This window comes from Caballeronia sp. J97 (assembly GCF_905220305.1).
Classification (GTDB): domain Bacteria; phylum Pseudomonadota; class Gammaproteobacteria; order Burkholderiales; family Burkholderiaceae; genus Caballeronia.
The window spans coordinates 16,093-36,952 of sequence record NZ_CAJMZL010000012.1 but is presented as its reverse complement, the minus strand read 5'-3'; the positions used below and the strand labels follow the sequence as shown (position 1 = coordinate 36,952).

The 20,860-nt window shown below is 62.7% G+C and carries 17 protein-coding genes; 6 read left to right on the top strand and 11 right to left on the bottom strand.

The genetic code is table 11. The features are described from left to right. The first annotated feature begins 8 nt into the window (after nucleotides 1-8). The 3 genes from U4Y90_RS17080 (at nucleotide 9) to purB (ending at nucleotide 3,208) form a co-directional block, all read left to right on the top strand. A complete protein-coding gene (locus U4Y90_RS17080; protein WP_321796209.1) occupies nucleotides 9-1,034 on the top strand; it encodes an aminoglycoside phosphotransferase family protein in 1,026 nt (341 codons plus the stop codon). A 7-nt stretch (nucleotides 1,035-1,041) separates the two neighbouring features. Continuing rightward, complete coding sequence (murU, locus tag U4Y90_RS17075) at nucleotides 1,042-1,743, top strand: N-acetylmuramate alpha-1-phosphate uridylyltransferase MurU (RefSeq protein ID WP_321796208.1); 702 nt, start codon at nucleotides 1,042-1,044, stop codon at nucleotides 1,741-1,743. A gap of 76 nt (nucleotides 1,744-1,819) precedes the next feature. After that, a complete protein-coding gene (gene purB, locus U4Y90_RS17070) occupies nucleotides 1,820-3,208 on the top strand; it encodes an adenylosuccinate lyase (RefSeq protein WP_321796206.1) in 1,389 nt (462 codons plus the stop codon). Between the two features lie 38 nt (nucleotides 3,209-3,246). On the opposite strand, the gene U4Y90_RS17065 is transcribed toward purB, so the two are convergent. The 3 genes from U4Y90_RS17065 to U4Y90_RS17055 form a co-directional block, all read right to left on the bottom strand. Next, nucleotides 3,247-3,744, bottom strand: coding sequence for a gluconokinase (locus tag U4Y90_RS17065; RefSeq protein WP_321796205.1), 498 nt, complete (start codon nucleotides 3,742-3,744; stop codon nucleotides 3,247-3,249). A 10-nt stretch (nucleotides 3,745-3,754) separates the two neighbouring features. After that, nucleotides 3,755-5,119: a GntP family permease gene (locus U4Y90_RS17060; RefSeq protein WP_321796203.1), complete on the bottom strand. Its 1,365-nt coding sequence runs from the start codon at nucleotides 5,117-5,119 to the stop codon at nucleotides 3,755-3,757. A 689-nt stretch (nucleotides 5,120-5,808) separates the two neighbouring features. Beyond that, on the bottom strand, nucleotides 5,809-6,615 hold the full coding sequence (locus tag U4Y90_RS17055; protein WP_321796201.1) for a YadA family autotransporter adhesin: 807 nt from the start codon (nucleotides 6,613-6,615) through the stop codon (nucleotides 5,809-5,811). Between the two features lie 66 nt (nucleotides 6,616-6,681). Between U4Y90_RS17055 and U4Y90_RS17050 the strand changes: the two genes are divergently transcribed. Beyond that, the gene (locus U4Y90_RS17050) at nucleotides 6,682-7,458 is read left to right on the top strand and encodes a hypothetical protein (RefSeq protein ID WP_321796199.1); all 777 of its coding nucleotides are present in this window, start codon (nucleotides 6,682-6,684) and stop codon (nucleotides 7,456-7,458) included. Here the strand turns inward: U4Y90_RS17050 and U4Y90_RS17045 are convergent. The 3 genes from U4Y90_RS17045 to edd all read right to left on the bottom strand — a co-directional run bounded on the left by U4Y90_RS17045 (nucleotide 7,382) and on the right by edd (nucleotide 11,501). Beyond that, nucleotides 7,382-8,296 (bottom strand): DUF2827 family protein, encoded by a 915-nt coding sequence (locus U4Y90_RS17045; RefSeq protein ID WP_321796198.1) that lies wholly within the window; start codon nucleotides 8,294-8,296, stop codon nucleotides 7,382-7,384. The two genes, U4Y90_RS17050 and U4Y90_RS17045, sit on opposite strands and share 77 nt — an antisense overlap. 530 nt (nucleotides 8,297-8,826) lie before the next feature. Next, nucleotides 8,827-9,459 carry a bifunctional 4-hydroxy-2-oxoglutarate aldolase/2-dehydro-3-deoxy-phosphogluconate aldolase gene (gene eda / locus U4Y90_RS17040; RefSeq protein WP_321796197.1) on the bottom strand — a complete coding sequence of 211 codons (633 nt, stop codon included), beginning with the start codon at nucleotides 9,457-9,459 and terminating at the stop codon, nucleotides 8,827-8,829. An 89-nt stretch (nucleotides 9,460-9,548) separates the two neighbouring features. Further along, the gene (edd, locus tag U4Y90_RS17035; RefSeq protein ID WP_321796195.1) at nucleotides 9,549-11,501 is read right to left on the bottom strand and encodes a phosphogluconate dehydratase; all 1,953 of its coding nucleotides are present in this window, start codon (nucleotides 11,499-11,501) and stop codon (nucleotides 9,549-9,551) included. Between the two features lie 300 nt (nucleotides 11,502-11,801). On the opposite strand from edd, the gene U4Y90_RS17030 reads away from it, so the two are divergent. Together U4Y90_RS17030 and U4Y90_RS17025 are read left to right on the top strand one after the other, a co-directional pair. Next, nucleotides 11,802-12,641, top strand: coding sequence for a MurR/RpiR family transcriptional regulator (locus U4Y90_RS17030; RefSeq protein ID WP_321796194.1), 840 nt, complete (start codon nucleotides 11,802-11,804; stop codon nucleotides 12,639-12,641). A gap of 229 nt (nucleotides 12,642-12,870) precedes the next feature. Beyond that, nucleotides 12,871-14,616 (top strand): glycosyl transferase family 1, encoded by a 1,746-nt coding sequence (locus tag U4Y90_RS17025; RefSeq protein ID WP_321796192.1) that lies wholly within the window; start codon nucleotides 12,871-12,873, stop codon nucleotides 14,614-14,616. A gap of 10 nt (nucleotides 14,617-14,626) precedes the next feature. Here the strand turns inward: U4Y90_RS17025 and U4Y90_RS17020 are convergent, their stop codons facing one another. From U4Y90_RS17020 to leuS, 5 genes are all read right to left on the bottom strand, one after another. Further along, entirely contained in the window at nucleotides 14,627-15,043 is a 417-nt protein-coding gene (locus U4Y90_RS17020; RefSeq protein WP_321796190.1) for a CopD family protein, read from the bottom strand. 22 nt (nucleotides 15,044-15,065) lie between these two features. Next, on the bottom strand, nucleotides 15,066-16,337 hold the full coding sequence (locus tag U4Y90_RS17015) for a glutamate-5-semialdehyde dehydrogenase (RefSeq protein WP_321796189.1): 1,272 nt from the start codon (nucleotides 16,335-16,337) through the stop codon (nucleotides 15,066-15,068). Between the two features lie 109 nt (nucleotides 16,338-16,446). Then, nucleotides 16,447-17,538: a DNA polymerase III subunit delta gene (gene holA, locus U4Y90_RS17010; RefSeq protein ID WP_321796187.1), complete on the bottom strand. Its 1,092-nt coding sequence runs from the start codon at nucleotides 17,536-17,538 to the stop codon at nucleotides 16,447-16,449. A gap of 22 nt (nucleotides 17,539-17,560) precedes the next feature. Then, a complete protein-coding gene (gene lptE / locus U4Y90_RS17005; protein ID WP_321796186.1) occupies nucleotides 17,561-18,163 on the bottom strand; it encodes an LPS assembly lipoprotein LptE in 603 nt (200 codons plus the stop codon). Beyond that, nucleotides 18,163-20,757: a leucine--tRNA ligase gene (gene leuS / locus U4Y90_RS17000; RefSeq protein ID WP_321796184.1), complete on the bottom strand. Its 2,595-nt coding sequence runs from the start codon at nucleotides 20,755-20,757 to the stop codon at nucleotides 18,163-18,165. The genes lptE and leuS overlap by 1 nt, the downstream gene beginning before the upstream one ends. Between the last annotated feature and the right edge of the window lie 103 nt (nucleotides 20,758-20,860).

The window sequence follows — 20,860 nt, the reverse complement described above, 5'->3', positions numbered from 1 at the left end:
TCGAATTTATGACGCACATTCCTTCCGACGCCCGCCTGAATCAGCTCCGCGCGTGGCTTGAAAACTTCACCGGACTCTACCGGCTGAATCTCGCGAGTCTCGCCCCCGCTTCCGCCGATGCAAGCTTTCGCCGCTATTTCCGGATGGAAAGCGATTCGGCGTTCGGCAAAACGCTCATCGCCGTCGATGCGCCGCCGCCGGAGAAATGTCGAGAGTTCGTGCAGGTTGCCGGGTTGCTCGAAGCGGCGGACGTGCACGTGCCGAAAGTTTTGGAAATGGATTTCGAAGCGGGTTTCATGCTCGTGACGGATCTCGGCACCACGACTTACATTTCCGTTCTCGACGAAAAGAACGCGCGGCCATTGATGCGCTCCGCGATCGACACGCTGATCCGCTTTCAGCAAACCGCGCGCGAAGGCGTGCTGCCGGCCTTCGACGAGGCGTTTTTGCGCCGCGAGATGGAGTTGATGCCCGAGTGGTTCATCGGCCGCCATCTGGGTCGCGAGGTCACCGCGGACGAACGCAAGACGCTCGACGCAACCTTCGCGCTGCTCGTGCAAAGCGCGCTCGCGCAGCCGCAAACCTTCATGCTGCGCGATTACATGCCGCGCAACCTGATGGTATGCGAGCCCAATCCGGGCGTGCTGGATTTTCAGGACGCGGTGTACGGCCCGATCACCTACGACATGGCGTCGCTGATGCGCGATGCGTTCATCAGCTGGGACGAGGAATTTCAGCTCGATTGCGTCGCCTACTACTGGGAACGCGCGAAGAAAGCCGGTCTTCCCGTCGATGAGGATTTCGGCGAGTTCTACCGTCAGCTCGAATGGATGGGCCTGCAGCGGCACATCAAGGTGCTCGGCCTCTTCGCGCGCATTCACTATCGCGATGGCAAGCCGCGTTATCTCGCCGATCTGCCGCGTTTCATCGGCTACGCGCGCAAGGTCGCGGAACGCTACGCGCCGCTCTGGCCGTTCGCGCGCCTGCTCGATTCGCTCGAAGGCCGCGCGATCGAAGTCGGCTATACCTTCTGAGTTCACGATGACGCACGCTTTGAAAACGGCGATGATCTTCGCCGCCGGCCGGGGCGAACGCATGCGCCCGCTCACCGATACCTGCCCGAAACCGTTGCTCGAGGTCGGCGGCAAGCCGCTCATCGTGTGGCAGATCGAGCGGCTTGCGGCGGCGGGCGTCGCGACGATCGTCATCAATCATGCGTGGCTCGGCGAGCAGATCGAGGCGGCGCTCGGCGACGGTTCACGATGGGACGTCGAATTGCGGTACTCGCCCGAGACCGAGGCGCTGGAGACCGCAGGCGGCATCGCGCAGGCGCGGCAACTGATCGGGAACGGCGTGTTCATCGCGGTCAGCGGCGATGTGTCCTGCGATTTCGACTATTCCACCTTGCGCCACCGTGCTTCAAAGCTCGCTTCGATGGACGCGCCCGGCATGCATCTCGTGATGGTGCCGAATCCGCCGTTTCATCCGAAAGGCGATTTCGCGCTCGAAGATGGCACGCTCGCGCTCGACGGCGCGCCGCGCTACACCTTCGGCAACATCGGGCTTTATGACACGCGCATGTTTCACGATCTCGCGCCCGGCACGCGCCGCGCGCTGACGCCCTACTACCGCGAAACCATCGCGGCCGGGCGCGCGAGCGGTGAGCTCTACGCGGGCCGATGGGAAAACGTCGGCACGCCCGCACAACTGCGCGCACTCGACGAGGAACTGCGGGCGGGCTGAGCGCCGGGGATTGGGACGCATCCGATGGTAAAATGCGCGGTTCTCCCGTCTTTTCCTTCCGTTGCGACACGCAATCATGTCCGATACCCGTCCCGATACCCTCTTTGCGCTCACCGCGCTCTCGCCGCTCGACGGCCGCTACGCCGCCAAGACCGAAGCCCTGCGCGACTGGCTCTCCGAAGCCGCGTTCATGCGCCATCGCGTGACGGTCGAGATTCACTGGCTGATCGCGCTGTCGCGCGCCGGATTCGACGAAGTTCCGCGCTTCTCCGAGGCTTCCGAGCAGTTCCTGCTGGGCCTCGCCGAGCGCTTCACCGCGCACGACGCGGCGCGCATCAAGGACATCGAGCGCGTCACGAATCATGACGTGAAGGCGGTCGAATACTGGCTCAAGGAATCGGTCAAGGGCCAGCCGGAACTGGAGCGCGCGAGCGAGTTCATCCATTTCGCGTGCACGTCGGAAGACATCAACAACACGTCGCACGGCCTGATGCTCGCGGGCGCGCGCGAACGCGTGATCCTGCCCGCGCTGCGTTCGGTGCATGCGCGCCTCGTGAAGCTCGCGCACGCGCACGCCGAACAGCCGATGCTGTCGCGCACGCACGGCCAGCCCGCCAGCCCGACGACGCTCGGCAAGGAAATCGCCAACGTCGCGGCGCGTCTGTCGCGCGCGATCCAGCGTATCGAGAAGGTCGAGTTGCTCGGCAAGATGAACGGCGCTGTCGGCAATTTCAACGCCCATCTGTCGGCGTACCCGGAATTCGACTGGGAAGCGTTCTCGAAGGATGTCGTCGAAAATCGACTGAAGCTCACCTTCAATCCGTACACGATCCAGATCGAGCCGCACGACTACATGGCCGAGCTGTTCGACGCCGTCGCGCGCGCGAACACGATCCTGCTCGACCTCGATCGCGACGTGTGGGGCTACATCTCGCTCGGCTACTTCAAGCAGCGGACGAAGGCCGGCGAAATCGGTTCGTCGACGATGCCGCACAAGGTCAATCCGATCGACTTCGAGAATTCGGAAGGCAACCTCGGCCTCGCGAACGCGACGCTGCGCCATCTCGCCGACAAGCTGCCGGTCTCGCGCTGGCAGCGCGACCTGACCGATTCGACCGTGCTGCGCAATATCGGCGTTGCGTTCGGTTATTCGCTGCTCGCTTACGACGCGCTGATCCGCGGCCTGGACAAGCTCGAAGTGAACGCGGCGCGCCTCAACGAAGATCTCGACAATACGTGGGAAGTGCTCGCCGAGCCGGTGCAGACCGTGATGCGGCGCTATGGCATCGAGAATCCGTATGAACAGTTGAAGGAACTCACGCGCGGCAAGGGCATCACGCGCGAGGCGCTGCAGACGTTCATCGGCGGGCTGGCGATTCCGGCCGACGCGAAGAAGCTGCTGCTGGAGATGACGCCGGGCTCGTATATCGGCAAGGCCGTGGAGCTGGCGAAGCGCATTGCTTGAACCAGAAGTGAAAAGCCCCGGAATTTCCGGGGCTTTTTTCATTCACGCGTCTTCAATTTTTCGAGCACATTATCGACGATCTGCTCAGGCGTGAGTTCGATGCTTTCCGTGATCGCCTCGTCATCGCCGGGCTCTTCCAGCGTGTCCAGTTGGCTCTGCAACAGCGACGGATCGAAGAAGTGTCCTGTGCGCGAGCCTAGACGCTCGCGAAGCACTTCCATCGTGCCGTGCAGATAGACGAAGCACACATCGCGGTCGCCGTCGCGCAACACATCCCGATACGACCGTTTCAGCGACGAGCACGTGAACACCGCCGTCTCGCCCGCGCGCTGCTTTTCCTCGATCGCGGCGCGAATGGTTTTGAGCCACGGCCAGCGGTCATCGTCGGTCAGCGGGATACCCTTGTGCATCTTTTCCTTGTTGGCAGCGCTGTGAAAAGCGTCGCCATCGGTGAACGAGCAGTGCAAGCGCTCCGCCAGCATTTCGCCGATGAGAGACTTGCCGGCGCCCGACACGCCCATCGCGATCAGAATCATCGAACTCTCCTTACACGAATGCCGCAAGCACGAAGGTCAAACCCAGACCCATCAGAGAAATGATGGTCTCGAGCAACGACCAGGTCTTGAACGTCTGCCCGACCGTCATCCCGAAATACTCTTTGATCAGCCAGAAGCCACCATCGTTCACGTGCGAGAAGATCAGCGAGCCTGAGCCGGTGGCGAGCACCAACAATTCCGGGCTTGTGTGACCGCCCGCTGCGGCAGCGATGGGCGCGACGATGCCGCACGCGGTCGTCATCGCGACCGTGGCCGAGCCCGTGGCAAGACGGATCAGAGCGGCGACGAACCAACCGAGCAACAGCGGCGACAGGCTCGCGGACGAGGCCGTCGCGACGATCTGCTGAGAAATGCCGCTATCGCGCAGAACCTGGCCGAAACCGCCACCCGCGCCGACGATAAGCGTGATACCCGCGATCGGTGCCAGACACTCGCCGCAGAACTTCTGGATCTGCTCACGGTTGAAGCCTTGCTTCGCGCCGAAGGTCCAGAAGCTGACCAGCACGGCGATCAGCAGCGCCATGTCCGACTGTCCGATGAAGCGCAGCAGATCGTTCGGTAGCGTTTTCGGCGTGAAGACGAGGTCCGCCCAACTCCCGACCAGCATCAGAATGACCGGCAGCAGAATGGTGAACAGCGTGACGCCGAAACTCGGCAGATCGTGCTTTTTCTCGGTGTCGCCGTGCTTTTGGGTGAACTGGTCGGCGAGCGCGTTGGCGTCGGGCAGCTTGACGTACTTGTGGATCAGCAGCGCGAACAGCGGACCCGCGACAATCGCCGTCGGCACGCCGACGAGCAGACCATAGGCAATCGTCTTGCCGATATCGGCGTGATACGCCTGCACGGCGAGCAGCGCGGCCGGGTGCGGCGGGATCAGGCCGTGCACGACCGAGAGGCCCGCGACCATCGGCAGACCGATCAGCAGCAGCGATTTTCCGGTGCGCTTCGCGACGTTGAACGCGATCGGAATCAGCAGCACAAAGCCCACTTCAAAGAACACCGGCAAGCCGACGATGATCGCGACGACCATCATCGCCCAGTGGATGTTCTTTTCACCGAACAGATTGATCAGCGTATTCGCGATGCGCTCGGCGCCGCCCGATTCGGCCATCATCTTGCCGAGCATCGTGCCGAGACCCACGACGACAGCAATGTGGCCTAGCGTATTGCCGTTGCCGGTTTCGAACGACTTCACGATTTTGTCCATCGGCATGCCGACCGCGAGGGCCAGCAGCACGGACACGATCATCAGAACGAGGAACGGATAAACCTTGTAGCGCGCGATCATCAGGATCAGAACCGCGATCGCGATCACCGCGTAGAGCAACAGCATGCTCCCGTGGACGGCTGGCATAACGCCTCCTTTGATTTTGTTGGGATTTTTCGCTATGCATGCGTTTGCCGTCGCTGCAGTGCACACATTGGCAGCACCCGGCAAGCGCGCGCACGGCGCTGGGTCATGGAATTTTACTTGTAAGCGAGAAAAACGGCGGGGAAATCGGCTGCGATGCCGACTCAGTGGACTCGCGGACGGTTTTCCCGTCGCGATGGAAGCGACAAGTACCTAAAAGCAAAAAACCGACGCTCTGTCGAACGCCGGTTTTTTTCTGGAGGGAGGCACCAAGCGCTAAGGCGCTGGATTAGGCTGCGTCGAGGTTGCGGCACACGCGAAATTGAGTTCACGTGCACTACTGCCGCCGGGTCGAGTTTGAGGCGCGGCGTCAGCAGGTTGAACCATGACAACCTGACGATCTTGGCAAATCTTGGCTGCTCGTGCCATACACGACTTTTGCGTTTCGAAGATACCGGAACACGTGACGCGATAGGCATCCTTTTGACCGGCAAGATTTAGCTTGCTCGTTGTGCCAGTCAGGCCTGTATCTGTCGAACAGGCAGATACGAAGCCGATAGTAGCGAGAACAGCAATGAGGAGTCTTGACATAGTGGCTTCTAGCGAAATCAGAGCGAAGGGAAACGACGCGTCCGAGCGATCGAAAGATTCTCGACCCCCGGACGCTACAGAGCGCGGGCCCTGCTTTCCCGTTACCAACGATAGGAAGCGTTCGCTCCGTACACGGTTCCGTTACGGCTCGTACCTGCCCCCGCCTTCATCACCAGATTCTGAGTGACGCGCAGGTTCAGAGCAACAGCCGCAGCCGCATAACCTTGGTACGACGCACCGCCGACACCGATCGACATGGTCTTGTCCTGGTCGATGTTCGGAATCATCGCCATGGCCGCAGCTGCTGCAATACCCGAGTAGGCAGTACGGCCGACATTCGAGACGTTGCTCTGCATGCTGTTCACCACGCTATCGGTGTAGCTGTTGGAATCAGCAACTGCCTGATTCAACTGGCCGACATTGACGAGATCGGTGTCCTGCGTACCGGCGGCCACGTTGGTGATCTGACGCTCACTGCCTCTTGCGCCGACCGACACCGTGTTTGCGAGATCCGCAACGGAACTTGCACCCAGGGCGACGGAGTTGTCGGCCGTTGCCTGGCTTCCCGCACCGATCGCTGCAGCGTAGTTGCCGCTTGCGAGTGCGTTCGCACCGTGAGCGATCGTACTCATGCCCGTTGCCTTGGCATTTGCACCGCTTGCCACCGCATGCGGACCGCTGGCTACCGCCGCCTCGGTCGACCGGTCGCCATTCGCAGCAAACAACGGATTGTCGCCAGCAGTCACGTTCTGGATCTGGTTAGCCAGCGCATCCAACTGCGATTTGTTGGCCAGATCGGTCGGAGCGACGCCATTGGCGACATCGTGAATGACCGTACCATGCGAGCCGTTAGCCAGCGTGATGTTGCTGTAGTCGGTCGAACCATCGGCATTGGTGTCGAAGGTCACAGCCGTCTTCGTCGTTCCGTTGCCGTACAGGCCGGTCGACTTCAACTGACCGATAGTTGCGACATCGTGCTCAGACCCGTGGAGAGACTCCCGACTGTGCTGTTGGTCGTGCTCAGGCCGCTGGAAAGACTGCTTACCGTACTATTCGTGGTGCTCAGCCCGACAGACAACGTGTCGACAGTGCTGCTCGTCGTGCTCAGGCCGGTGGACAAGCTGCCGATCGAGCTGTTCGTCGTGCTTAGGCCGCTCGAGAGGCTGTTGACCATGCTGCCGGTCGTGCTCACGCCTGTCGAAAGCGAATTGATGTTGCTATTCGTCGTGCTCAGGCCCGTCGAGAGGCTGCTCACGGTGCTGTTGGTGGTGCTCAGGCCCGTCGACAGACTGCTTACCGTGCTGTTCATGCTGCTCAGGCCCGTCGACAGACTGCTTACCGCGCTGTTCGTGCTGCTCAGGCCCGTCGACACGCTGCTGATCGTCGTGCTCATGGAACTCACGCCGGAAGACAGGCTGATCACCATGCTGTTGGTGGTGCTCAAGCCCGTAGACAGGCTGCTTACGGCGCCGTTCGTGCTGCTCAGGCCAGTCGACACGCTGCTTACCGCGCTGTTCGTGCTGCTCAGGCCGGTCGACAAGGACCCGATTCCGCTTGACGCAGATGTGGACAGGCTGCTCAGACCCGTAGACGTAGATGTCGACAACGAACTGAGGCTCGTCGACAGACTATTCACACTGCTATTCGTGGTACTGACCCCGGTGGACAACGAGGTTAGCCGCCGTACAGCACGTCGAGATAGAGGTAGTTCTGATCGTTGCCCCATTGATGGGACACCACGGCATCGCTGAACTGCGACATGAAGCCCGCAATGTCGTTGCGCCCGTGGAACGTGGCCTTGCCGTCCTTCACGATATCGAGCGAATTGGCCATGTGGGTGAGCGTCGGGTGATCTTTCATGTGCACCGTGTTGAGCGCGTGCATGTGCGACACGCTCGACTTGTCCGCGCGATACGCCTCCTCGCAGATCAGCATCGGAATGCTCGACGTCTTCACCACCGAAATGTTCGGCTCGAACATGGAGACGCGCAAACCCTGCGCCGGCGCAGGCGGCTGCATCGATGCGTCCATGCGCGGCTGGTAGCCGTAGTGCAAGCCGTGCTCGCTCACTTCGGCAATGCGCTCTTCGAGAAACTGCGGATGCCAGATGAACGGCACGAGATGCACATCGCAACGATGCAGCGTGCGCATCATCGGGACCGAGAGACGGTCCTTCGACATCAGCCAGACCTCGTCGTAGCGATCGGGACGCATGAAATGCACAGGCTTGTCGAACACGGGCGCCTCGACCAGGCCTACATACGGCTGGCCGCAGCAGTAGTACACGACCTTGCGGCCACGAGCGCGCATCAGATCGACCCATTGCGTGTCGAGTGCGCCGCCCATTTCGAACACCACATCCACGGCGTCCGTCGCGTCCTGAATGCGCATGATGCGCAGACCCTTGGACACGGTGTCCACCTGCGGCGGCATTGCGTTCTGATCGCCGACATCGATCAATGAAACCGTTTCGACAAAAGGCAGCTTCTGAAGCGCTTCTGCGAGGAAAATCACATTCTGGCCAAGACCGTTTTGCCAGATGTTTTGACCTTGATGCGTGACAACTGAAATTCCGATTTTAATGGTCATCGGAGTTATATCCTGAAATAACGAAATGACACTTCCGAAGGGCAATGCGCGCCCTCCACGCGGTAGGTGCCCTGTAACGTCCGGAAACGCCGGCGCACAAGACCAGGAGACGCTGACAGCCTACGCCGCCAATAAGCAAACGTTCGAGAATACTCGCCGTCTCCCATGAAGTTTTGTTACGCAATCAAATATATAAAATCTTTTTGAGATTTCACAGAAATTTGTGATTTATTGAGAATACTCTTATTAAGATGGAGTTTCGTAATATCAAACACATTCGGATTTTTCGGAATGCGATTTGAAGCGTTTCAAATTTTGATCTGAAAATCGAGAGAAATCCGAAGCGCGCGACGGGCGGTGTTCGAGTGGGCATCCGTAACTGATGCCGGGCCGTGGGATATCGGAGTGCGGGGCGTGCCGGAGCAGCAGGCGCGGCTCGGAAATGAAAGCGGCCGGGCGAGAGCGCACCGGCCGGAGGGAGACAAACCAGGTGGGATCGCGTCACGCCATGCGCACGCGCCCTGAAAGCATTATTTGTGCGGCGCCAACTCGCTTGCGGCGCGCGCGAGACGCGTGACCTCTTCCCAATTCTGCGCGGCGAGTGCCGTCTTGGGCGTGAGCCACGAGCCGCCCACGCACACGACGTTCGGCTGCGCGAGGAAGCTCGACGCGGTTTCGGCAGTGATGCCACCCGTCGGACAGAATTTCAGATTCGGAAACGGTCCGTAGAAAGCCTGCAGCATCGGGATGCCGCCCGCCTGCTGCGCCGGGAAAAACTTGACGATCTCATAGCCCAGTTCCATCGCCGCGATGATGTCGCTCGGCGTCATCACGCCCGGCAACAGCGGCAAGCCGGCATCCTGAGCGGCCTTGTGCATGTCTTTCGTCAGGCCCGGCGACACGCCGAACTGGGCGCCGGCCTTCTTCGCCTGCGCGCAATGCTCGGGCTTCGTGATCGTGCCCACGCCGACGACGATATCGTCCGCCAGTTGACTCGCACGCTCGATCGCGCCGATGCCCGCCGGCGTGCGCAACGTGATCTCGAGCACCTTCACGCCGCCCGCATGCAGCGCGCGCGACACGTTTTCGCCCTGCTCCACCGAATCGAAGGCCAGCACCGGAATCACCGGTCCCAGACGCACGATTTCGCTTACCGTTTTCATTTGATGCGACTCCTGGTTTTTGTGCGGCGCCTGTTGGTCTGTCCGCGGGTTTCTCTCAGGTCCGAGCGGTTCGTCCTTCGTTCCGACAATCAGTGATGCGTGGCGTGCGCCTTGTTCAGCGCCGATGCCGCCGCGCGCGCATTGTCGCGCAACGGGTTTCGCTCGCGCGCGGCCTCCGTGCCGCCGGTCTCTCCGGCGTGCGCGGACGTCGCCCCGATCAACGCGCCGAATACCGACGCGCCCTCTTCCGCCGGCAACGCCGCGCTGCGGAACACGCCAAAAAGCTCGCGGCCGAAGCCGGCTTCGTTCTCAGCCTGATGCAGCGGCGCCGCGACTTCCCGTGCGTCCCATTCCGCAGCGTCGATTTCGACATCGAGCACGCCCGCGGGCGCGTCGATCACCAGCATGTCGCCGGTGCGCACTTTGCCGAGCGGCCCTTGCAGCAGCGTCTCGGGCGACACGTGAATGACCGCCGGCACCTTGCCCGACGCACCCGACATACGCCCGTCCGTCACGAGCGCGACATGGAAGCCTTGATCCTGCAATACGCCGAGAAGCGGCGTCAATCGATGCAGCTCCGGCATGCCGTTCGCCCGCGCGCCCTGGAAGCGCACCACCGCGACGAAATCGCGCTTCAGCTCACCTTTGTCGAACGCTTCCTGCACTTCCTCCTGCGAATTGAAGACGATGGCCGGCGCTTTCACCACACGATGCTCCGGCGCGACCGCCGAAATCTTGATGACGCCGCGCCCGAGACGGCCCTGCATCAGGCGCAGACCGCCGTCCGGCTGGAACGGTTCGCCGATGCCGCGCAGCACCTTGGCATCGAGCGTTTCCTGCGCGCCGTCGACCCACTGCAGCTTACCGTCGATGAGCTTCGGCTCCTTCGTGTAATGCGACAGCCCTTTGCCGACAACCGTCTGCACGTCCTCGTGCAACAGGCCGCCTTCGAGCAGATTGCGCACGAGGAACGCGACGCCGCCCGCCGCCTGGAAGTGATTCACGTCGGCCTTGCCGTTCGGGTAGATCTTCGCGAGCAGCGGGACGACTTGCGAGAGCTCGTCGAAATCGTTCCAGTCGATCAGGACGCCGGCCGCCCGCGCGATCGCGACGAGATGCAGCGTGTGATTGGTCGAGCCGCCGGTCGACAGCAGCGCAACGATGCCGTTCACGATCGCCTTTTCGTCGACGACATGACCGATCGGCGTGTAGTTGCCGCGCTCGAAGGTCAGATCGAGCACGCGGCGCGCGGCTTCCGCCGTCAGCGCATCGCGCAGCGGCGTGTGCGGGTGCACGAACGCCGAACTCGGCAGATGCAGGCCCATCACCTCCATCAGCATCTGGTTGCTGTTGGCGGTGCCGTAGAACGTGCAGGTGCCGTGGCCGTGGTACGCGGCCGCCTCCGCTTCGAGCAGCGCGCCGCGATCGCACTTGCCGGTCGCGAACTCCTGACGCACCTTTGCCTTTTCATCGTTGGTGAGACCGCTCGTCATCGGGCCGGCCGGCACGAAAATGGTCGGCAGATGGCCGAATTGAAGCGCTCCGATCGCCAGTCCCGGCACGATCTTGTCGCATACGCCGAGACAGAGCGCCGCGTCGAACATGTTGTGCGTGAGCGCGACGGCCGTGCTCATCGCGATCACTTCGCGCGAAAACAGCGACAGCTCCATGCCGGCGTTGCCCTGCGTGATGCCGTCGCACATCGCCGGCACGCCGCCCGCGAATTGCGCGATGCCGCCATGCTCGCGCGCCGCCTGCTTGATGATGTCCGGGAAGCTCTTGTACGGCGCGTGCGCCGAAAGCATTTCGTTATACGACGACACGATGCCGATGTTCGGCTCGCGCACCGCCTTGATCGCGATCTTTTCCTGGCCCTCGAGCCCGGCGAAGCCGTGCGCCAGGTTCGCGCACGACAACGCCCCGCGCGCGGGAAACTTGCCGTGTGCCGCATCGATGCGCGCGAGATAGGCGGAGCGCGTCGGCTTGCTGCGCTCGATGATGCGGTCAGTGACTTTTTTGAGTTGCGAATGCGGGGAAACCATCGAAGCTCCTTCGTCTCACTCCGGCGCGCCTGCCGTCGAGGTTGGTGTTGGGTATCGCGGGGAACGGCGGTCTTGTCGTCCAACTGTCATTCCGCCGATGCACGAAATATTAGTAGAAAAACTACATGCTGACAACGCGTTTCTGAGCCCGGACAGTTAAATGGACGCTCACTTGTAAACCTTTTCCAGCAACGAATTCAGGGAAATCCCTTAGAAACATCGTTTTGAATGTGTAGTATTTGTACATGTCTGTTCATCGGCTATAGTCGCAGGCAATTTCCAGCATAGGCGAGATTTCCGATGTTGCTGTCCCAAGTCGAAGCGATGCGCGAGCAGTTGCGCCCCTCGGAGCGCAAACTGGCCGACTACGTGCTCGAAGCGCCGCGAGAAGTGCTCGATCTGTCGATGACGGACTTCGCGGCGCGCGCGGGCGTCAGCCAGCCGACCATCGCGCGGTTCTGTCAGGCGCTCGGCTTTTCGGGCTTCCGCGAATTCAAGATCCGCCTCGCGCAAAGCGTAGCAGCGGACGTTCCCACGGTTTACCGCGACGTGCGCAGCGACGAGCCGCCGGCGGGTGTGGCCGCGAAGGTGCTCGACCGGACCATCGGCGCGCTGATCCAGGTGCGCAACAGCCTGTCGTCGGACAGCGTGGCCGCGGCGATCGCGATTCTGGCGGGCGCGCGGCGCATCGAGTTCTACGGCGCGGGCGGTTCGGGCATCGCCGCGCTCGACATGCAGCACAAGTTCTTCAAGCTGGACGTGCCGTCGGTTGCGTATTCCGATCCGCACACGTACACGACGTCCGCCGCGCTGCTGGGTGCGGGCGACGTGGTCGTCGCGATCTCGAACACGGGCCGCACGAAGGACATTCTCGACGCGTGCAAATCGGCGCTGAACGGCGGCGCCAAAGTCATCGCGATCACGCACGGCAATTCGCCGCTCGCGCGCCTGGCGACGGTCGGCCTGTTTGCGAATGTCGATGAAGACACGGATATTTTTTCGCCGATGACGTCGCGCGTCTCGCATCTCGCGATCGGCGACATTCTGGCGGTGGGGCTGGCGCTGGCTCGGGGGCCGGAACTGGCCGAAAAGCTCGCCGAAGCGAAGGACGTGCTGGAAAGCCGGAGAGTGGGAGCGTGAGAAGGCCGCGAGCCTCGAAGCTCGCGCGCAATTACGGATGCCGTGGCAATTGATACTATGGCGTACGGTCCTTTTGACCGATTCCTTAGTATGACGAGATATGCACGGTTTTTCCCTCGATCGTTTCGAATCCTGCATCAAAGACGGCGCGCATGACCATGCGATAGCGATGCTGTTCGATCTGGACGCCTTGTTGGGTCGCTGGCCTTACTCGGATCTCGGCGCGCTCATGTCTGGCCCTGTTGCGGCCGCGCTGCCCGTACCCGCACGCCCCGAAGACTTCGTCGGACGGGCGTCCGCGACGTTGGCAACATGGCTCTCCGATGCCCGGCTCGAATTGACTGACTCGCGCATGCAGCAATTGCTCGCGTTGCGCCCGCTCATCTGGCGCATTTTTGCCGCAACGCCATCGGGCAATGTCGACTACGCCACGAGCAAGTTTCTCCCTTCAGCGTCCGAGTTCGAAAGTCCAGCGCTACCCCACGCCGACGCGGCGAAGCGCCTTTGCCTCCTCTTCAATCCTGAATCGCGGCTGGCGCTCGACATTCGCACACTGTGGAAACTGGACCTGCACGCGGCGGCGAACCTTTGCATCGGTATCGCGGGAGAATTGTTTCCGGGCAGCGCCTCAGCGCACGCGAGACGCGCGGAATGGCTGGAGTGGCTTTCCGTCCATATCGAGGAGATCGGTGATTTGAGCCGTGTAGAGGTGAGCGGGCTTTGGGCGCTTTACATGCATTGCACCTATGCCGGGACAGCCCGGCGGCATGCGGTCAAGCGCGGGATCAACGCACTGGTTCGCGCCAAGCTCGATCAATTCGGATTCACCGATCTCGTTCCCGACGCCGGTAAGCGTCACGCTCAAGGGGAACGGCCACGCATGCTTGTCGTCGCTGAGAGCTTCATCGCGGGGCATTCGATCGTGCGGACACATTCACGCACGCTGTCCGCCGCGCGAAAGCATTTCGAATTGGTCGCATTGTGCCCGCCCGATTCGATCGATGACGAGGGGCGCAGTCTCTTCGACCGCACCTACGATCTGCCTTCGATCGGGGACATTCCCGGGTGCGTCCGGTACATCAGCGATTTCGCCGCGCAAGAGCGCCCGGATGTGCTCTATATGCCGAGCGTGGGTATGTCAGCATTGACGCTATTTTTGTCGAACCTTCGTGTGGCGCCGCTTCAAATTGCCGGATTAGGCCACCCCGCGACGACCCACGCTGAGCGCATCGACTACGTCAGTGTCGAGGAGGACTTCGTGGGCGATCCTTCTTGTTTCAGCGAAAAGCTTCTGTGTCTGCCGAAGGACGGACAGCCCTACCAGCCTTCCGCGCGTCTGAGCGCGATCACGCCACGTATTCCCTCCGCCCGTCCGTGCACGCACGTCGCCATCGCGGCAAGCATGATGAAACTGAATCCCGGCTTCCTCGAAGCATGCAGCACCATCGCTGAGCGACTCGGCGGCGCCGTGCATCTGCATTTCCTCACGAGCGGCAGTTCGATTCTCACTCTCATGCATCTGAGCCGCATCCTCGATCAGACGCTGCGTGCGGGAACCTACACGGTTCATGGCTTCGAGCCGTATCCCGAATACATGAACAGCCTGAACGGCATGGACATGTTCCTGAGTCCGTTTCCGTTCGGCAACACCAATGGAATCGTGGACGCGTTCACGGTCGGGCTGCCCGGCGTCTGCAAAACCGGCGCGGAAGTGTTCGAACGTATCGACGGCGCCCTGTTCGCTCGCGCGTGGCTGCCGGGCTGGCTGGTGGCGGACACGGTGGAAGAGTATGTCGAAGCGGCCGTACGGCTGGCGAAGAATCGCAACGAACGCGAATCGTTGCGTTCGAGCATGCTCGAACGAAACATCGTTCAGCGTCTATTCGGGGGACGCCCGGAAGTCTTCGGCGAAATGGTGCTGGAACTCGTGAACGAGCGGCATTCAGGGAGCCCGCCGCGGACCTGCGGCGGTTGAACGGAAACCATCAAAACGGCTTGATCACCACGAGCAGCGTCGCGCCGAGCAGCCCGAGCACCGGCAGTTCGTTGTACATCCGGTACCACTTGTCCGAGCGCCGGTTCTCGCCGCGTTGAAACGTGTGCAGCAGGCGCCCGCAATACGCGTGATAGGCGATCAGCAGCACGACGATCGTCAGCTTCGCATGAAGCCAGCCTTGCCCCGCGCCGATGCCGACGACGAGCCACAGCCACAGCCCGCACGCGAGCGCGGGCACGGCGATGAACGTCATGAACCGAAAGAGCTTGCGCGCCATCAGCAGCAGGCGCGCGATGGCGGCGGGGTCCGTCTCCATCGCGAGGTTCACGAAAATGCGCGGCAGATAAAAAAGCCCCGCGAACCACGAGGCCACCAGCACGATATGCAGCGATTTGATCCAGAGCATCGTTCTTCTTGTTCGAGTGTGCTTATTGACGCACTTCGCCGCGGCCGAGCACCACGTATTTGAGCGAGGTCAGCCCTTCCAGCCCGACCGGGCCGCGCGCGTGCAGCTTGTCGTTCGAAATGCCGATTTCCGCGCCGAGGCCGAATTCGAAGCCATCGGCGAAGCGCGTCGACGCGTTCACCATCACGCTCGCCGAATCCACTTCACGCAGGAAGCGCATCGCGCGGTCGTGGTCTTCGGTGACGATGGCGTCGGTGTGATGCGAGCCGTAGTCATTGATATGCTCGATCGCCTCGTCGAGCCCGGCGACAACCTTGATCGCCAGAACCGGCGCAAGGTATTCCGTGCTCCAGTCTGCTTCCGTCGCATCGACGAGCCCGCCGATTCTGGCTGCTTCGAGCACGGCGCGCGCGTCGGCATCCACGCGCAATTCCACTTCCTTCGCCTGGAACGCGCGCGCGAGTTCCGGCAACGCCCGCGCCGCGATACCGCGCGCGACGAGCAGCGTTTCCATCGTGTTGCAGGTGCCGTACCGATGCGTCTTCGCGTTGTCGCAAATGACCGCCGCCTTCGCGAGGTCCGCGCGATCGTCGACGTAGACATGACAGATGCCGTCGAGGTGCTTGATCATCGGCACGCGCGCCTCTTCCATCAGGCGCGCAATCAGGCTCTTGCCGCCGCGCGGCACGATCACATCGACGAATTCGGTCATCGTGATCAGCTTGCCGACTGCCGCGCGATCCGCGGTCTCGACGACCTGGACGGCATCGTGCGGCAATCCCGCCGCTTCCAGCCCGACACCGATCAACTTCGCGAGCGCCGTGTTGCATTCGAGCGCCTCGGAGCCGCCGCGCAGAATGGCGGCGTTGCCCGATTTGAGGCAGAGCGCGGCGGCGTCGATCGTCACGTTAGGCCGCGATTCGTAGATGATGCCGATCACGCCGAGCGGCACGCGCATCTGACCGACCTGAATGCCGCTCGGGCGAAACTTGAGCCCGCTGATCTCGCCGATCGGATCGGCCAGCGCGGCGACCTGCCGCAAGCCTTCGACCATCGTGTTCAGCGCCTTGTCCGAGAGCGTCAGGCGGTCGATGAACGCCGCATCGTGGCCCTTTTCGCGCGCCCGGGCGAGATCGCGCGCGTTCGCCTCTTTGAGCGCATCGCGCTCGCGTTCGATGGCCTCCGCCACGGCGAGAAGCGCCGCGTTCTTCGCCGCCGTCGATGCCCGCGCCATGGCGCGCGACGCCGTGCGGGCGCGGCGGCCGAGGTCGGTCATGTATTGATCGATGTTCATCGTGGGTCTCTTCCGTGATCCGCTTTCCTGGGCCGCTCTCATGGCCCGAGCGTCGATGCATTCATTCTAAGCCGTTGCGTGAATTGCAACAGCGCGTGACAGAAGCGTTCTAGCGACGCGGTCGCGGCGCTGGCGCCGTCTGCGCCGGCTTGCCGCCACCCGCGACGGCCATCGCCAGTTCGAACATGCCGGCCCATGGATCGGGCGGCGGCTCGCTGCCGCGCTTGCCGGTGCTGCCGGACAAGCCTTTGACCTGCCGATCGAGCCGCGCTGCGAGCGACAGCGCCTTCTCCAGCGCGTCGTCGGTCACGCGCGCAAGCGCCGGGCCGATCAGCCGTTCGCGCGGTCCCCAAACGCGGTTTTCGCGCATGAGCGTGGCGAGCGGCTTGCCCGATGCAACACCGCGCTTGATGCGCAACAGCGTGCGCACTTCCTCGACGAGCGCCCACAGCACGAGCACCGCCGCCTCGCCCTCGCCCTTGAGACCATCGAGCATGCGCGCGAGCCGGCCGACATCGCCGGTCAGCATGGCTTCGTTGAGCTTGAACACGTCGTAGCGCGCGACATTCAGCACGGCGTCGTGAATCTGCTCGAACGTGAGCACGCCCTCGGGATACAACAATCCGAGCTTCTGGATTTCCTGATGCGCGGCGAGCAGATTGCCCTCCACCCGCTCCGCGATGAACGACAGCGCGCGCCGCCCTTCCTCGCCGGGCGCCACACGCTGGCCTTGCTGCGCGAGCCGCTGGCCGACCCACATCGGCAATTGCGCGCGCTCGATCGGGTCGATTTTCAACGCGACGCCTGCGCCGAGCAACGCCGTGAACCAGCCCGATTTCTGCGTCGCGCCGTCGAGACGCGGCAGCGTGACGAGCGTCACGACGTCGGGGTTGTCGGCGGCGGCGAGCGTCTTCAACGCTTCTGCGCCTTCCTTGCCCGGCTTGCCCGTGGGAATGCGCAGTTCGATCAACTGACGGTCGCCGAAAAGCGACATCGATTGCGTCGCGCCGATGAGCGCGCTCCAGTCGAATCCGCGCTCGACGGTGAATACCGTGCGATCGGTGAACCCGCCCGCGCGCGCGCTCGCCCGAATGCGGTCGCACGCTTCCTGCGCGAGCAGATGCTCGTCGCCGTAGACGACGTACAGACCCTTCGGGCCTTTTGCGAGATGCGCTTCGAGCGCGTCGAGTTTCAGTTGCATGATGCCCGTCGAAGGCGGCCGATCAGAGCGGCGGCACCGGCAGCGGCGCGCGCGGCGCGACGCCCGGTGTCTGCTCGCCCGGCGCCGGATGCAGCGAGCGCACCGTGGCGAGCCGGCGCGTCAACTGATCGACGGCGTCGTTGCGCATGTCGTTGTAGAGCAGCGTTGCTTCCTGGCCTTTTGCGAGCGTGTATTGGTCGCTATAGGTCATCGAACGGTTCAGCACGATGGCGCTCGGCGGAATCAGCAAGGTTCCGTCCGCGCCCAACAGGGAATAGCTCAGCGTGAAAACGAGCTCGTATTCCTGAATGGCGCCCTGCGCATTCAGGCTGAGCGTGCGCATTCCGTTGCCTTCGGACAGATTGAGCGTCGCGTCCGGCTTCTCGTAGGGCTTGACGATCACCGTGTCGCTGCCGCCCTGAACCATCCGCTCCAGACGCGCGACCATCTGCGGCGCGCCGCCCGTGATCGCGAGCCGCTTGAACGCGTAGTCCTGCTGTCCGCGCAACTGGAAGCCGCACGCGGACAGCGCGGCCGCGCCGCCCACCAGCGCGAGGAACGAACGCCTGCTTACGCCTTTATCGACGGGTTTCCCGGTCACATCGACTCCCCTGGTTTTGCGCATCAGACGACCACGTTGACGAGACGCCCCGGCACCACGATCACCTTCTTCGGCGCGCGGCCTTCGGAGAATTTCGCGAACATTTCGTGCGCGACCGCGGCCTTTTCGATGGCTTCGCGCGAGGCGTCCTTCGCGACCGTCAGCGCGCCGCGCACCTTGCCGTTGACCTGCAGCACCAGCTCGATTTCCGACTGCTCGAGCGCCGCTTCGTCCACCTTCGGCCAGGGCGCATCGAGCAGCGGACCGAATTCGGCCTCGTAGCCGAGCTCCGACCACAACTGGAACGTGATGTGCGGCACGACCGGATACAGCACGCGCAACAGCACGCCGAACGTTTCGTTCAGCACACCCGCGCCCGCGCTCTTCGCGCCCTCGACCGCGTTGAGCATCTTCATCGCGGCGGACACGACCGTGTTGTACTGCAGACGACCGTAGTCGAAATCGGCTTGCTTCAGCACGGTGTAGATTTCGCGGCGCAGCGTCTTGTCGGCGTCGCCGAGCTTCGATGCATCGAGCTTCGCGTGCTGGCGCAGCGCTTCGGCGTTGTCGTGCGCGAAGTGCCACACGCGGCGCAGGAAGCGGCTCGCGCCCTCCACGCCCGCGCCCGACCATTCGAGCGACTGCTCCGGAGGCGCGGCGAACATGACGAAAAGACGCGCGGTGTCGGCGCCGTACTGGTCGATCAGCGTCTGAGGATCGACACCGTTGTTCTTCGACTTCGACATCTTCTCGACGCCGCCGAGCACGACCGGCCGACCGTCTGCGTTCAGCGTGGCGCCGCTCGGACGGCCCTTGTCGTCGTGCGCGACGGTGACTTCGAGCGGGTTGTACCAGGTCTTCTTGCCGGACGCGTCCTCGCGATAGAACGTTTCGTTCAGCACCATGCCCTGCGTGAGCAGGTTTTTCGCGGGCTCGCCGAACTTGACGAGGCCCATGTCGCGCATGACCTTGGTCCAGAAGCGCGAGTACAACAGGTGCAGAATGGCGTGCTCGATGCCGCCGATGTACTGATCCATCGGCATCCAGTAATCGGTGCGCTCGTCGACCATCGTCTGCGCGTCCGGCGCGCTGTAGCGCGAGAAATACCAGGACGAATCGACGAAAGTGTCCATCGTGTCGGTCTCGCGCTTCGCCGCCGCGCCGCACTTCGGACACGCGCAGTTCAGGAACGCTTCGGACTTCGCGAGCGGATTGCCCGAGCCGTCCGGCACGAGGTCTTCCGGCAGCACGACGGGCAGATCCTTTTCCGGCACGGGAACATCGCCGCAACTCGGGCAGTGGATGATCGGGATCGGCGTGCCCCAGTAGCGCTGACGCGAAATGCCCCAGTCGCGCAGACGCCAGGTGATCTGCTTGTCGCCGAGGTCTTTCGCTTTCAGGTCGGCGGCGATCGCGTCGATGGCCTGCCCGGTGGTCATGCCGTCGTACTTGCCGCTGTTGACGAGCTTGCCCGCGGTCTTGTCGCCGTACCACTCTTCCCAAGCGTCGGTCGAATACGTTTTGCCCTCGACGTCGATCACCTGGTTGATCGGCAAACCGTATTTCTTCGCGAACGCGAAATCGCGCTCGTCGTGCGACGGCACGCCCATCACCGCGCCTTCGCCGTAGGACATGAGCACGTAATTGCCGATCCATACTTCGACTTGCGCGCCCGTCAGCGGATGCGTGACGAAGAAGCCGGTCGGCACGCCTTTCTTTTCCATCGTGGCGACATCGGCCTCGGCCACGCCGCCGCGCTTGCATTCGTCGATGAACGCCTGCAGATCGGCGTTGTCGCGCGCGAGGCGCGTGGCGAGCGGATGCTCCGCCGCGACCGCCGCGAAGGTCACGCCCATGATCGTGTCGGCGCGCGTGGTGAACACGCGCAGGAGCAACGCTGCGCCGTCGATTTCATACGGAAAGCCGAAGTTCACGCCGAAGCTCTTGCCGATCCAGTTCTGCTGCATGATCTTGACGCGCTCGGGCCAGCCGAGGCCGTCGAGATCGTCGAGCAGTTGGTCCGCGTAATCGGTGATGCGCAGGTAGTACATCGGGATTTCGCGCTTTTCGACGAGCGCGCCCGAGCGCCAGCCGCGCCCGTCGATGACCTGCTCGTTCGCGAGCACGGTCTGATCGACCGGATCCCAGTTGACCGTGCCGGTCTTCTTGTACGCGATGCCTTTTTCCAGCATCTTCAGGAACAGCCACTGGTTCCACTTGTAGTAGTCGGGCGAGCAGGTGGCGACTTCGCGCGACCAGTCGATGGCGAGGCCCATCGACTGCATCTGCTTTTTCATGTACGCGATGTTCTCGTACGTCCATTTCGCCGGCGGCACGTTGTTCGCCATCGCCGCGTTCTCGGCGGGCATGCCGAACGCGTCCCAGCCCATCGGCATCAGCGTGTTGTGACCGTTCATGCGCAGATAACGGTACATCACGTCGTTGATGGTGTAGTTGCGCACGTGCCCCATATGCAGCTTGCCCGACGGATACGGCAGCATCGAGACGCAATAGAACTTGGGCTTGGCCGACGTCTCGGTCGTCCGGTAGACGTCGTTCGCGCGCCAGTTACTCTGCGCGGCGGATTCGACGTCGGCGGGTACGTATTTATCGTGCATGGTGTGGTTTGGCTTTCGGCAAATGCTGGGAACGGACTTCAGGACCGGACGCTCTCGATGCGAGCGACAGGTCCCGGCGCTGTGCGGCTTGCCGGCACGGCGC